This window comes from Oceanospirillum beijerinckii DSM 7166 (genome assembly GCF_000422425.1).
Classification (GTDB): domain Bacteria; phylum Pseudomonadota; class Gammaproteobacteria; order Pseudomonadales; family Halomonadaceae; genus Oceanospirillum; species Oceanospirillum beijerinckii.
Map to the genome: position 1 here is coordinate 15,036 of NZ_AULT01000011.1, position 13,079 is coordinate 28,114.

Consider the following 13,079-nt stretch of genomic DNA (forward strand, 5'->3'; position numbering starts at 1 on the left):
TATAAGGACAAAGCAGTGTAAATTTGTGAAACTGCCCTAATATACAACACTGTGTACACAGTAACAGCGAACTTGTGAGCAGATCTGTAACCATTGAGAGTACGATTGACCGATAGGGTTCCTGTGGTTTTTGCTAAATAGTGGTTTTCTGGGTAAAACAGATCTTGTTTAAAATGGTTGTTTGAAATTAAGCTTTTAAAAATCAGGCTTTAAAAGATAAGTACGCCTATCGGATAGGGCAAAGAGGATACGACATGTTGAAAAGGGTAGCGCAAAGCATTGGTGATTGGATGGAAGACCTGCAGGACAGTGTTCCTGGCGGCTCCATTGGCAAGGTTGTCGCAGGTGCTCTGGGGCTTTATTTGTTGGGCGCAGGTGCATTAGGTATTTACTGGAGTCTGGAACCGAATGCGTTTTCCGTTAAAGAGCAGGTTCAGGCGCAAGCAGAAGCTCATGGTCATAAAGCCGATACAGTCGGTTATGCGACAACCACTGCACTGATCACTATGGCTGATACCCTATTAAATAAGCCGGGTGGCTATTTGACCAATGATCGTATGCCTCCAGGTGTGTGGCTTGATAATATCCCGCGCTGGGAGTTTGGCGTATTGGTTCAGTTGAGAGATATGAGCCGTGCTCTGCGTAAGGATATCTCTCGTTCTCAGTCTCAATCCACAGAGGATAAAGATCTGACCATTGCGGAGCCTCAGTTTAACTTCGATAGTTCCAGTTGGATTCTGCCTGCCTCTGAATCTGAGTATAAAAAGGGTATTAAGGCACTGGAGAGTTTCCGCAACGGCCTGGCGGATAACGAACAGTCTGACGCTCAGTTTTATGCACGTGCCGATAACCTGAGAAACTGGCTGATGGATGTGGAAACCCGCCTGGGGAGCCTGTCTCAGCGCCTGACTGCCAGCGTCGGTCAGGAGCGTGTTAATGTAGGGCTGGCCGGTGACCCTTCGGCTAAGCAGTCTACCTCATCGCCAGGTGAGCAAAGAGTAAAGACACCGTGGAACAAAATTGATGATGTGTTTTATGAAACCCGTGGTACTGCCTGGGCGCTGATTCATATACTGAAAGCGGTTGAGATGGACTTCCATAAGGTATTGGAAGATAAAAATGCTCTGGTGAGTATGCGCCAAATTATCCGTGAGCTTGAAGCCACTCAAGATACTTTATGGAGCCCCGTTATTTTGAATGGCAGTGGTTTCGGTATTTTTGCTAATCACTCGTTAGTAATGGCATCTTATATTTCCCGTGCTAACGCCGCGATTATTGACCTGCGTGAGTTGTTGGAAAAAGGCTAAATGAATACAGGTTTATCTGGTTGTTGAATCAGCATAAAGTGTGCGGAAGTTGAATAGAAACAAGGGGCTAACAGAGCCCCTTGTTTAGTCCTTAATACAGAACAATGCAGAACTGAACTTCAGTCGTTCGTTCTGTTGCAGTGGGGTGTTGGAGCATACGGCGTTTTACCGAGAGTCTTTTGTTTAAGTGCTTAGCTAAATCGGAACTGCCGCACAATTTTTGTAGAATCTTTATCCGTGAGTTTTGTAACACGTGCATAATGTATTCAATCAATACCGAAACAATTGTCAGCAACAGTTTTTTATCTTACCGCCCTATGCTCTGGCTGGGGATAAGCATATCGAGACACTGTTGTTTGAGAGTGTAGTATGAATTTTCATTTTAGTGCGTGCTGTTTGTAACATAGCCGCAGGTCAGATCATAAAGAGAAGTACCCATGTCGTTTAGAGGACAAAGAGATGCTTACCTGGATATCAAGAGAGCAGCGGAAGAGGGGGATGCTGAGGCTCAATGTCGCTTAGGTGGCTTTTATGAGAAGGGTCTGAGTGTGCGTCAGGACTTTGCTGAAGCGCTTAATTGGTATCAGAAAGCAGCAGATCAAAGCTTCCCTAACGCACAGAATAATCTCGGTAATCTCTTCTTTGTTAAACAAGACTATGAGCAGGCGCTTCACTGGTGGCAGCAGGCTGCTGAGCATGGGATCGCTAATGCCTATTACTATCTGGGTTATCTGCATTTTGAAGGCCTGGGTGTTGATCGAGATTATGAGAAGGCTCTTGAGTGGTGGGATAAAGCCGCTAATGATAACCATATTGAAGCGCAATTTTATCTGGGGCGCCTCTATGCCGAGGGCCTTGGTGTCGGTCGTAATCTAGGGCTGGCCAAGGGCTGGTGGGATATGGCAGCAGACCAGAATCATACGCCTTCCCAGTTCTACCTTGGGTGTTTATATCTGGATGGTCAGGAGATAGAGCAAAGCTACTCCCTGGCAAAAAAGTGGTTTCAACGAGCGGCAGATCGGGGGCATGCAGAAGCCCGTTTTCTGCTGGGTGATATCTACTTTGACGGTCTGGGTATTACCGCTGACTATAAAAAAGCAATTCACTGCTATGAGAATGCGGCACAAAAAGGTTGTGTTGATGCACAATACAAGCTGGGAAAGATCTATCAGCAGGGTTTAAATATAGAGCCAAACCCACAAAAAGCGGTTAGTTGGTTTGAGGTTGCCGCACAGAGCGAGCATACCGGTGCGCAATCTGCTCTGGCTTTAGCCTATATGACAGGTGAGGCGATTAAGCAGGACTACAGTCTTGCCAGGCGCTGGTTTGAGCGTGCAGCCAAAGGTGGTTGTCTGGATTCCCTGTATTATCTGGGCAAAATCTATCATGAAGCTCTGGATGTGGAGCAGGATGATGTACAGGCCCGGGAGTGGTGGCGAGCGGCCGCTGAGCTGAACCATACGGATGCGTTTTATCAATTGGGTTGTCTATATGCTGAAGGTCTTGGTGGTGGGCAGGACTTGGAAGCCGCGCAAATATGCTGGCAGCGGGCGGCTGAGCAGCAGCATCTGGGGGCTTTGTACAATCTGGGTGCTATGTTTTTCAGCGGCAGTGGCGTTGAGCAGAGTTATGGTCTGGCTCTGGACTATTGGCAACAAGCAGCGGCATTACAACATGCACCTTCTCAATTTAATCTCGGTCTGACCTATTTTAATGGTCAGGGGGTGGTACAGGATTATGCAGATGCCTTGCATTGGTTCAGGCAGGCCGCTGAGCAAAATCATCTTAATGCTCATTACTATCTTGGTCTTATCTATGCTGATGGTTTGGATATTGAGAAGGACTCAGAGCAGGCTAGGCATTGGTGGCAACAAGCGGCTGGGAAAAGTCATGTACCTTCCCAATACCGTTTGGGTAAGCTTTATGCTGAAGGGGCATTGGGTAAAGCCGATTACGAGAAGGCCCGTTACTGGTGGGAGTTGGCGGCATCCTGTGACCACGGTAATGCTCTCTATCGTCTGGGAGAGCTGTATGCAAAAGGTTTGGGTGTAGATAAAGATAAGGGCCAAGCTAAAATATGGTGGACCCGAGCGGCAGAGCAAGGTGATGTTGAAGCCCAGTATCAGTTAGGTTTGCTCTATGCTAACGGCAAGCACGGTCATTATGCCAAAGCAAAAGAGCTATGGGATAGTGCGGCAAATGAAGGTCATCTGGGGGCGATTGTTGAACTGGGTAAGATCTATGCTGAAGGTCTGGAAGTTGATCAAAACCTACCTCTGGCGCAAGAGTATTGGCAGATTGCTGCAGAGGCCGGGGAAGCTGAAGCTCAGTATCTATTAGGTTGGGTGTTGATTAGTGCCAATGAGCTGGAGGTGGCTCATTATTGGTGGCAACAAGCCGCGGAGCAGAATCATACTGAAGCTCTGTACAACTTGGGCTGGCAGTGGGTGCAGGGGCGTATGGGAGAGCAAAATTTTGCCCGTGCCGGAGCCTATTGGCAAAGAGCGGCTATGCAGGGGCATGCCAGTGCTCAATTTCATCTGGGACAGCTTTATTTTGAAGGCCGCGGGGTACAGAAAAGTTTATCTCATGCCCGCCAGTGGTATCAGAATGCGGCCAAGCAGAACCATGCTGAAGCACAGTATTATCTGGGCTTGATGTACGAGCGCGGTTTGATAGGCGAAAAAGATAATGTCACAGCCATTAGCCTGTACTGTAAGGCGGCTAATGCAGGTCACGAAAAAGCACAGAAAAAACTGAGTGATCTGCAGGCTATTCAACGTAGCTAATCTGCTTATAGTTTCTGTGACTCCAGAGCTGGTTTTACCTGCTCTGGACATCCCTTCTCGATATTATTCTACTCTCAGGTCAGCATTAAAGATTCAAGGGTAAGCCGCTCAGGCTGACTCTGAATGGCTGCTAGGTGGCCCAGGCTTAATAGATTTTTGATTCCTAACGTATCTTTATGTCATTGTATTTGTAATCTCTTGTTTTCCAGCTGATTTGTCTCAGGACCAAACCGTTTTAAGAAATAACTGACACGTTTTTACACTATTTGGACTGTCTTAAGTGTCTTTTTTTTGTCATTCTATACCGCTTGCGATTGTTACTGCACTCGAAGTAAGTAATGGATGTAGATGTAATGGAAATAATAAAACAGATAGACGAAGGAGAAGGATAGCGTCATGAATACGGATCATTTTAAGATTGCTGTGATTGGTGCCGGACATGCGGGTATGGAGCTGCTGACCCGTTTATTAAATGCAGAGTTTGTGGATCTGGTCGGAGTGACAGATACAAACCCGGAGGCACCGGGTATTGCTTTGGCTCAGAAGCATCAAGTGCCGGTGTACACTGAGATGGCAGATCTGCTGGTTGGTGCCCATGAGATCGATATTCTGATTGATGTGACCGGGGTAAAAGAGGTACGTGATGCCCTGCGTAAGCATATGCAGGAAAGTGGGAACTATCACACCGTGATTATGCATGAGCGTATCTCTGCTTTACTGTTATCGCTGTTTAATGGTGAGATGGTAGAGACAAAAGCCAGTGATGAGTTTTACTAGGCTCCAGCACTGTAATGGTGTTGTAAGTAGGCATACAGTGCTTTTCCCTACATAAAACCCTTATTTTCCGGCCGATTCGGCCGGAAAATATCGGAATATTTATGTTCGGGTACTTACACGGTGATGCTGTAGAACAGTACGGTATTCGCATTGAGCAAATGGCTTGCTTAGTACAAGCCATCTGAACAAGCAAAAAGGCCAATCCTTAATATGCGTTATCACATGAGGGTTGGCCTTTTTAGTGATACCAAATCAGGTTTGCCCGATGTGATATCTCTGTTTGCAGTTGTGCAAGCTTAGTTGGCTTAACGCTCAATCAGCATCGCAATACCCTGGCCACCGCCGATGCACAGGCTGATCACAGCGTAGCGGCCCTGTACGCGTTGCAGTTCATGCAGTGCTTTTACAGTGATAATGGCTCCAGTGGCACCCACGGGGTGACCCAGAGAGATACCACTGCCGTTTACATTCAGCTTTTCTTCCGGCAGACCCAGCTCTTTAGCCACGGCCAGTGCCTGTGCGGCAAAGGCTTCGTTCACTTCCCATACGTCGATATCATCAACATTCAGCTCATGGTTTTCCAGCAGCTGACGGATAGCAGGTACAGGGCCGATGCCCATAATTTTTGGTTCAACCGCCGCAAAGCTATAACCCACCAGTTTGGCCATAGGCGTCAGGCCCTGGCGTTCAGCTTCTTCTGCAGACATCATGGTCACGGCTGCGGCTGCATCGTTCAGACCTGAGGCGTTACCGGCAGTCACGCTACCGTCTTTTTTGAATACCGGACGCAGTTTATACATATCTTCTGGCTGGCAGTTCGGGCGAACGTGTTCATCGGTCGTAAACTCTGTGGTGCCCTTACGGCTTTTCAGTTCAATTGGCATGATCTGGCTATCAAAGCGACCTTCAGCAGCAGCGGCTTCGGCGCGTTGGTGGCTGAGTGCCGCCAGACGGTCCTGCTCCTCACGGCTAATATCCCATTTTTCAGCCACATTTTCTGCGGTAACACCCATATGGTAATTTTCCATTGGGCAGGTCAGGGCGCCTGTCATGGAGTCCACAATCTGACCGTCACCCATACGCTGACCAAAACGTGCTGCAGGTATCCAGTATTGGGCGTTGCTCATGGACTCTGCGCCACCGGCAACAGCGGTATTACAAACACCCAGCTGGATCTGCTGTGCGGCAGTAATAATTGCCTGCAGACCACTGCCACACAGGCGGTTTACGGTCAGTGCTGGGGTTTCAACCGGCAGGCCCGCTTCCAGAGCGGCAACACGGCTGATATACATATCGCGACGATCTGTGTGCAGAACGTTGCCAAATACAACATGGCCCACTTGCTCTGGTTGGATATTGGCGCGTTTAACCGCTTCAGCGGTGACGGATGCGGCTAGCGTTGTCGCCGCTACATTTTTCAGACTACCGCCAAAATCACCGATTGCGGTACGTACACCACTAAGAAAGACAACTTGATGTTGTGCCATGATCTGCTCCATTACGGGTGGCTACATATTATTAAGCCAGCCAGTTTTTAGAATGTATTAAGTTAAGCGTGTTACAGAAGATGCTGTAATGCTTGTGATAAAGGGATGCCCGTCATACCCGTTTTAAAGAGGCTCGTGTTAAGAGCGTTAAAACACTATGGATGACGGCTAAAAAGACAAATGTTGAAACCATCGTCTCTGTTCTGCATCGTCCATTTGAGTTGTTTTAGTTATTAGAAAGCCATTCTTTATTAATCGTACTCCCACGCATAGCTGGGAGTACGGTTTGATTGACAGCTTTTTCAGGAGTCTGTAAATCGTGTGGATTACTTCAGGCTTTCACGAATCAGCTTTTTATTGATCTTGCCGACAGACGTTTTTGGAATATCATCCACCATCTGCATCTTTTCCGGAATCGCCCATTTAGAGATATGACCGTTTTCGACAAACTGCTGCAGGTGTTCCTGTAGCACTGCGGTCTCCAGTTCTGCCGTTTTAGGTACCACCATGGCGAACGGGCGTTCACCCCATTTTTCGTCTGGTACACCGACCACGGCTACCGCAGCCACATCCGGGTGCTGACTGATCAGGTTTTCCAGCTCAATGGAGGATAACCATTCACCACCCGTTTTGATCACATCTTTAATACGGTCTTTAATCTCGATAAAGCCGTTTTCATGAATAGAGGCCACGTCACCTGTGTGCAGTCGACCGCCTTCCCATAGCTCTTCCTGTTTATCCGGCTCTTTAAAATAGCCCATTGTCAGCCAGGGGGCCTGGACGGTAATTTCGCCTACGGCATCGCCGTCGTGAGGGGCCAGGCTGCCGTCTGGCTCGGTGATGGTCAGGTCTACCATGTTTGATGTCACGCCGGTTAACGTGCGGTATTTCAATTGTTGCTCAACCGGTAATGCGCGAATCTCTTTATTCAGATGTGTTGCAGTCAGCAGAGGGCAGGTTTCCGACATACCGTAAGCGGAGTAAATATCCGCACCTTTATCAGTAGCGGCCTGGGCCAGTCCCATAGGCAGGGCGCTGCCACCGATCAAAATCTTCCAGTTATCCAGGCGGGTTTGCTGACCGGTTTCACACTGTAGCAGCATTTGCAGGATGGTAGGAACGCAGTGCGAGAAGGTCACCTTGTAATCTCGGATCAGCTCAACCAGTTTGTCTGGTTCATAACGCCCAGGGTAGATCTGAGTACAGTTCAGCATCACTGCAGCATAAGGTACACCCCAGGCATGTACGTGAAACATTGGGGTGATCGGCATATAAACAGAATCGGAGCGCAGTAGCGGCAGGCCATCATAGCTGCCCAGCATACCGACCATATTCAGGGTATGCAGTGTCAGTTGGCGGTGGCTGAAATAGACGCCTTTTGGGTTACCAGTGGTGCCTGTGGTGTAGAAGGTTGTTGCGATGCTGTTTTCATCAAAGTCCGGGAAGTCGCAGGTGGTATCCTGCTCGATCAGCAATTGCTCGTATTCACCGATAAATTCAACGTCTGCACTGATGGATGTATGGCTATCGCTCAGGCGGATATAACCTTCTACGGTATTCAGATGACCCTTAACCTGTTCTACCAGAGGGACAAAATCATCGTGCACCAATACCAGCTTATCTTCGGCATGGTTCATGGTGTACACGATCTGCTCCGGTGACAGACGGATATTCACGTGGTGCAGAACAGCACCCAGCATAGGTACAGCAAAATAGCATTCCAGGTAGCGATGGCTGTCCCAGTCCATCACTGCAACGGTATCACCCGCCTCAACACCGGCCGCTTTCAAGGCATTGGCCAGCTGTTGAACCCGTTGTTTAAATTCCTTGTAACTGAAGCTTTTATCACCGCGGTAGATGATCTGGTTATCGGGTTCAAAGCGTCCTGCTGAAGCAAAAATCTGTTTAATCAACAAAGGATAGCTTTGAGCCGCATCGGCCCCTGGGAGTATTTTGGTTGGCATCAGTTTTCTCCGATTTATTGTTGTTGTCTTGAGTCGGCATCAAAGTTTTATCTAATTATGAGGTTCACCAGCTTATTGCTGAGATAAACCTGAATAGCCCGGCAACAGGCCGTTAGCAAGGGAGCCTGCTAACAAACGCAGTTGATTGTTGTATTGAATGGTATTACGAGCAATAGGCTGGTCTTTAGCTGACAATTGAAAGGCGTGTAAAGACAATTTTTTTACCCTAATATATGCGGCGGTGACAAAATCAGCCGTTATGTGATCGATCAAGAGGCTGGGGTGAGGATCAAGTGTTGATAAATGACAGAATATTGATAAATGACAGCGTGTTCAGTCGCTGCCGCTGCCGAACTGACGGGTGCTATTCGGCAGGGATGGTTTATGCGAGCCGTTGATCAGGTTAGTGTGATGGGCACCTGGCCGCTGGTGATCAGTCGGGCGCTGGATTACTACCAGGTGGATGGGCAAGCGTTGTTGGCCCGGGTCGGGATCGATCCCTTAGCAGCGAGTCAGTTAGATACCCGCTATGGTTGGCAGCAGATTGATCGCCTGTGGCGTTTGGCGCGTAATGTCACTGGTGATGAAGCCCTGGGCTTAACCGTGGCTCGTTTTATGCGCCCCACCTCCTGGCAGGCGTTAGGTTTTGCGATCTGGGCCAGTGATAATCTGATGGAGTGTTTTCAGCGTTTAGCAACTAACCTGCGTATGTTTGCCAATTATGCTCAAATGCAGCTGGTGCCTCTGGGTGGTGTGGTCGAGGTGGAAATCCGCTTACGGGAGGGCATCAATAAGCAGGATATCTGTCCTGAAGAGCTGGATGCCTTGATGGGAACATCGGTGCTGACTGCACGCCATATCTATCGGCCTGACTTTTCCCCAATCGAAGTGTGGCTCAGCCGACCTCTGCCGTTAGATCCTACACCGTGGCAGCGTTTGTTTAAGTGTCCGGTCTACTTTAATGCCAGCCATGATCGTATTGTTATGCCGACGCAGGCAATGTCGAAACCTCTGTTGACCGCCAGTCCTGAGTTAGCGACGCAAAACGATGCATTAGTGGCAGATTATCTGGCCCGCTTTGATCGCAGTGATCTGGTTACCCGGCTGAAAGCGTTGTTGATTCATAATGAACCGATAGGTCATCTCACCATGGCTCAGGTTGCTGAGCAGCTTAATCTCAGCCAGAGAACCTTACAGCGCAGGCTGCAGGAAAAAGAGCTGAGCTATAAACAGCTGGTGGATGAGGTGCGTCAGCAGATGGCGTTGCAGTGGGTGCGACTGAAATACCTGCCCATGGGAGAGATCAGTTATCGATTGGGGTTTGCCAATGCCGCTAACTTTACCCGCGCTTTTAAGCGTTGGTACGACGAAACACCAAAAAACGTGCGTCAGAACTGGTCTTGATAGATCTGGCCGTGTAGGACTTGTAATAGGCTGGTTATCAAATCTGATTCAATGTCTACCGATATAAAAAACCGCAGCCAGGGCTGCGGTTTTTTCTAGCTCAAAGTCAGCTTATTTGCTGGCTTCGTAAGCTGCTATAGATTTAACGATCGCTTCACGCGCATCGTCAGCACTGCCCCAACCATCAACTTTAACCCACTTACCCGCTTCCAGATCTTTGTAGTTCTCGAAGAAGTGAGTGATCTGCTCGCGCAGCAGAGTTGGGATATCGTCAACGTCTTTAACGTCGTTGTAAACGGTGGTCAGTTTCTCGTGGGGAACCGCTACCAGCTTAGCATCTGGGCCCGCTTCGTCAGACATGTTCAGCACGCCTACTGGACGACAACGGATTACAGAACCTGGCAGTACTGGGTAAGGTGTGATTACCAGTACGTCCAGCGCATCGCCATCTTCAGACAGAGTGTTAGGGATGAAACCGTAGTTTGCAGGGTAGAACATAGGGGTTGCCATAAAACGGTCAACCATGATCGCGCTGTAGTCTTTCTCAATCTCGTATTTGATTGGAGAGCTGTTCGCAGGAATCTCGATTGCTACGTAGATATCGTTAGGTGCATCTTTGCCTGCTGGAATTTTATCAAAATCCATCGTTCTGACCCCAATAGTTGGTATGAATGAAAAAAATGAGCTGCAGTCTTAATGGCATTAATGCTGCAAGCCACAAAAAAGTTGACGGGATTATATCGGGTGAGGGCACTGAATACCATCAGGGCAGAGCCAGAATCCTACTAAAGAACAGCTGGGAAAAAAATGACTTACAGGGTAGTTATGTCAGTGCAGCGTATTTGGAGCTGTAGCATAATATTTGCTTAATCCTGGTAGGGGTATAAAAATGCCCACATGTTTTATGACTTTCGGGTGAGTAAAACCGGCAATTAGGGATTATGGGGGCAAAAACAGCGCTCTTTAGCTGTTTTTGAACTCAAAGCCCTGCTACCAGTCAGACGATGGATGCCCGATTCTAATCCAGCCTGCACCAAGGTGGTGCAGGCCTCAGGTGAAGCAGAGTAATGACCAGAGACAGCCAGCTAAAAGTCAGTTACGGACAAGCCTTTATTGCACCGGATAAAAGTTCGGTGCGTTCCACCATGTCGGTGAAGATACCCGAAGGCTCTTCGCTGGCGGCGAAAGGAGTTGCGGCAGTGGTTGCCGACTCCACCTGGCGTAATGTGATTGCTAAGCAGGCGGCTGAAACCTGTGTACGTGGTTTTCTGGCGGATTACTATGCAACGCCGGATAACTGGGATGTGAAAACATCAGCAACCAAGGTGCTGAGTGCCTTAAACGGCTGGCTGTTCAGTCAGGGTAAAAGTGTGGCTAACGGTAACTACATCAGCTCATTCAGTGGTGTGGTGTTACGGGGGCAGTTTGGTCACCTGTTCCATATGGGCGATACCGTGGTTTATCGCCTGCGCGGTGGTGAGTTTGAGCAGCTCAACCGTGAACATACGAACTTTATGGGCGGCTATCGTTATCCCTCCCGTGCTCTGGGTTTAGATCCCAGCGTGGATATCGACTATCACCAGTTCTCCCTTAAGCAGGGGGATATTCTGTTGTTTACTACCCAAGCGGCGAAAGGCGCTTTGATGACATCGGACTATGTGCAGTTGATTCGCCAGTATGCCGGGGCGGATCTGGATCAGGCCTGTGACCAGATTCTGCAAACCGCCGTTGAGAAAGCCAGCGCTCGCGGTGTCAGTGCTTCTCATTTCTGCTTTCAGCTACTGCGTGTGGATATGCTGCCTGATGCTGCTGGGGAGTCCATTGGTGAAGCCTTTGGTGCGTTGCCTGTGCCACCGGATCTGGTGGCGGGAGATGAGCTGGACGGCTACCGTATTCTGGAAGTGCTGAACAAAAGCAATATGAGCTGTATTTACAGAGTTGAGGACAAGCACACGAATCGTGAGATGGTGCTGAAAGCACCATCGCCTCAGCTCAGTAGCCGTAAAGACTTTTTGCGTCAGTTTATTATGCAGCAGTGGGTGGTTGAGCGGGTGAATTCACCCTATGTGGCGAAGATTGTGGATGCGTCCCGGCCGAGAAATTATCTCTATTACCTGCGCGAATATGTCGATGGCCGAACGCTCAGTGAGTGGATGGCGCAAAACCCTCATGCGGAGCTGCGTCGTCTGACTGATCTTATCGAACAGATGGTGAAAGCGGTAAGGGCACTGCATCGGCGGGACATTCTGTGTCAGGGCTTGCACCCGGATAATATCCTGGTCGATAGTCAAGGCATGATCAAGCTGATCGATTTTGCCTCCTGTGCTGTGCCAGGTTCTGATGAGTTGCCGGAGCCACTGGATATTGCCCGTACGGTGGGCTTTCACGACTTTACCGCACCTGAATATCGTTTGGGTCGTGAGCCGAATGTGGGGGCTGATCAGTTTTCATTGGCGGCGATTGCTTATTGGATGCTTACCGGGCAGAAGGCCTATACCGGACAGATGGAAACCCTGCACAGTCGGGCGGACTTCTCGCGCTTGGAATATATGCCCAGCTTCCAGCATAACCCTATGATTCCTGTTTGGTTGGATGGGGCGTTAAGACGGGCGTTACAACCTAATCCCGAATTGAGATACCGGCGTTTGTCGGAGTTTGTCTATGACCTGAAAAAGCCTAATCCACACTATATGAAAGAAGGTTCTTTACCACTGGCGGAGCGTAACCCTTTGATTTTCTGGAAAGGGCTGTCGGGTATTCTGCTATTATTACTACTGGCCAGCCTGATGCACTAGTCGCTAGACATTTGGCCTACCGAATCAATTGATACGACACAATATATAGAGACACTATGACAGACAATACCGGTACACCCGCCAATAATAAAGATCCTCTGCACGGTGTAAAGCTAGAGCAGATTCTGACCGAGTTGGTAGAAGAACATACCTGGGCAGGTTTGGCGGAGCTGGTGCCGATTAACTGTTTTAAAAGTAACCCCAGTATTAAATCCAGCCTGAAGTTTTTACGTAAAACCCCTTGGGCACGGCAGAAGGTAGAAAGCCTGTATCTGCGTTTGAAGGGCTATTCTGCCAAGAAGCGTGCGACAAAAACCCCAAGAGCTTTAGAGGGGGAAAGACTACAGAGTAGCGGTAGCCATCGTTCCGGGTCTTCCCTGGGAAGAGGCCGGGATGAAATGCGGGAGAGAAAAGACACCAATCGTTCTAATCGACCGGGGGCAGGGCGTACATCATCATCAGCTCAGCAGCGCGGTTCTGGCACGGTTAATCCCTGGGCTAATGCCAAACTGCCGAATAACCCGGATTAAAACAGCCTGATAGCATCGTCTATTTG

At 48.9% G+C, this 13,079-nt stretch carries 10 protein-coding genes; 6 read left to right on the forward strand and 4 right to left on the reverse strand.

From position 1 onward, the window contains the following. The first annotated feature begins 254 nt into the window (after positions 1–254). The 3 genes from H579_RS0104920 to H579_RS0104930 all read left to right on the forward strand — a co-directional run bounded on the left by H579_RS0104920 (position 255) and on the right by H579_RS0104930 (position 4,873). A complete protein-coding gene (locus H579_RS0104920; protein ID WP_028299761.1) occupies positions 255–1,307 on the forward strand; it encodes a DUF2333 family protein in 1,053 nt (350 codons plus the stop codon). Between the two features lie 437 nt (positions 1,308–1,744). After that, entirely contained in the window at positions 1,745–4,096 is a 2,352-nt protein-coding gene (locus tag H579_RS28870) for an SEL1-like repeat protein (RefSeq protein ID WP_051227316.1), read from the forward strand. A 396-nt stretch (positions 4,097–4,492) separates the two neighbouring features. After that, positions 4,493–4,873, forward strand: a complete 381-nt coding sequence (locus tag H579_RS0104930) for a Gfo/Idh/MocA family oxidoreductase (protein ID WP_028299762.1) — start codon at positions 4,493–4,495, stop codon at positions 4,871–4,873. A gap of 305 nt (positions 4,874–5,178) precedes the next feature. Here the strand turns inward: H579_RS0104930 and bktB are convergent, their stop codons facing one another. The 3 genes from bktB to H579_RS29050 form a co-directional block, all read right to left on the reverse strand. Next, positions 5,179–6,360 (reverse strand): beta-ketothiolase BktB, encoded by a 1,182-nt coding sequence (bktB, locus tag H579_RS0104935; RefSeq protein ID WP_028299763.1) that lies wholly within the window; start codon positions 6,358–6,360, stop codon positions 5,179–5,181. A 326-nt stretch (positions 6,361–6,686) separates the two neighbouring features. Then, the gene (locus H579_RS0104940; protein ID WP_036565399.1) at positions 6,687–8,324 is read right to left on the reverse strand and encodes a fatty acid--CoA ligase; all 1,638 of its coding nucleotides are present in this window, start codon (positions 8,322–8,324) and stop codon (positions 6,687–6,689) included. Between the two features lie 72 nt (positions 8,325–8,396). Next, positions 8,397–8,540 (reverse strand): hypothetical protein, encoded by a 144-nt coding sequence (locus H579_RS29050; protein ID WP_157834555.1) that lies wholly within the window; start codon positions 8,538–8,540, stop codon positions 8,397–8,399. 105 nt (positions 8,541–8,645) lie between these two features. Here H579_RS29050 and H579_RS0104950 point away from each other — a divergent pair, with 105 nt between their 5' ends. Beyond that, positions 8,646–9,728 (forward strand): AraC family transcriptional regulator, encoded by a 1,083-nt coding sequence (locus tag H579_RS0104950; RefSeq protein ID WP_028299765.1) that lies wholly within the window; start codon positions 8,646–8,648, stop codon positions 9,726–9,728. A 111-nt stretch (positions 9,729–9,839) separates the two neighbouring features. Here the strand turns inward: H579_RS0104950 and ppa are convergent, their stop codons facing one another. Continuing rightward, positions 9,840–10,373 carry an inorganic diphosphatase gene (gene ppa, locus H579_RS0104955; RefSeq protein ID WP_028299766.1) on the reverse strand — a complete coding sequence of 178 codons (534 nt, stop codon included), beginning with the start codon at positions 10,371–10,373 and terminating at the stop codon, positions 9,840–9,842. Between the two features lie 422 nt (positions 10,374–10,795). Here ppa and H579_RS0104965 point away from each other — a divergent pair, with 422 nt between their 5' ends. Both H579_RS0104965 and H579_RS30045 read left to right on the forward strand, forming a co-directional pair. Next, the gene (locus H579_RS0104965; RefSeq protein ID WP_028299767.1) at positions 10,796–12,523 is read left to right on the forward strand and encodes a bifunctional protein-serine/threonine kinase/phosphatase; all 1,728 of its coding nucleotides are present in this window, start codon (positions 10,796–10,798) and stop codon (positions 12,521–12,523) included. A 56-nt stretch (positions 12,524–12,579) separates the two neighbouring features. Beyond that, positions 12,580–13,053: a VF530 family protein gene (locus tag H579_RS30045; RefSeq protein ID WP_084623940.1), complete on the forward strand. Its 474-nt coding sequence runs from the start codon at positions 12,580–12,582 to the stop codon at positions 13,051–13,053. The last annotated feature ends 26 nt before the right edge of the window (positions 13,054–13,079 follow it).

What these genes read in the sequence shown, in the direction of transcription:
- H579_RS0104920 (WP_028299761.1), top strand. Translation starts at nt 255, where the DNA reads ATGTTGAAAAGGGTAGCGCAAAGCATTGGTGATTGGATGGAAGACCTG.
- H579_RS28870 (WP_051227316.1), top strand. Translation starts at nt 1,745, where the DNA reads ATGTCGTTTAGAGGACAAAGAGATGCTTACCTGGATATCAAGAGAGCA.
- H579_RS0104930 (WP_028299762.1), top strand. Translation starts at nt 4,493, where the DNA reads ATGAATACGGATCATTTTAAGATTGCTGTGATTGGTGCCGGACATGCG.
- bktB (WP_028299763.1), bottom strand. Translation starts at nt 6,360, where the DNA reads ATGGCACAACATCAAGTTGTCTTTCTTAGTGGTGTACGTACCGCAATC.
- H579_RS0104940 (WP_036565399.1), bottom strand. Translation starts at nt 8,324, where the DNA reads ATGCCAACCAAAATACTCCCAGGGGCCGATGCGGCTCAAAGCTATCCT.
- H579_RS0104950 (WP_028299765.1), top strand. Translation starts at nt 8,646, where the DNA reads ATGACAGCGTGTTCAGTCGCTGCCGCTGCCGAACTGACGGGTGCTATT.
- ppa (WP_028299766.1), bottom strand. Translation starts at nt 10,373, where the DNA reads ATGGATTTTGATAAAATTCCAGCAGGCAAAGATGCACCTAACGATATC.
- H579_RS0104965 (WP_028299767.1), top strand. Translation starts at nt 10,796, where the DNA reads ATGACCAGAGACAGCCAGCTAAAAGTCAGTTACGGACAAGCCTTTATT.
- H579_RS30045 (WP_084623940.1), top strand. Translation starts at nt 12,580, where the DNA reads ATGACAGACAATACCGGTACACCCGCCAATAATAAAGATCCTCTGCAC.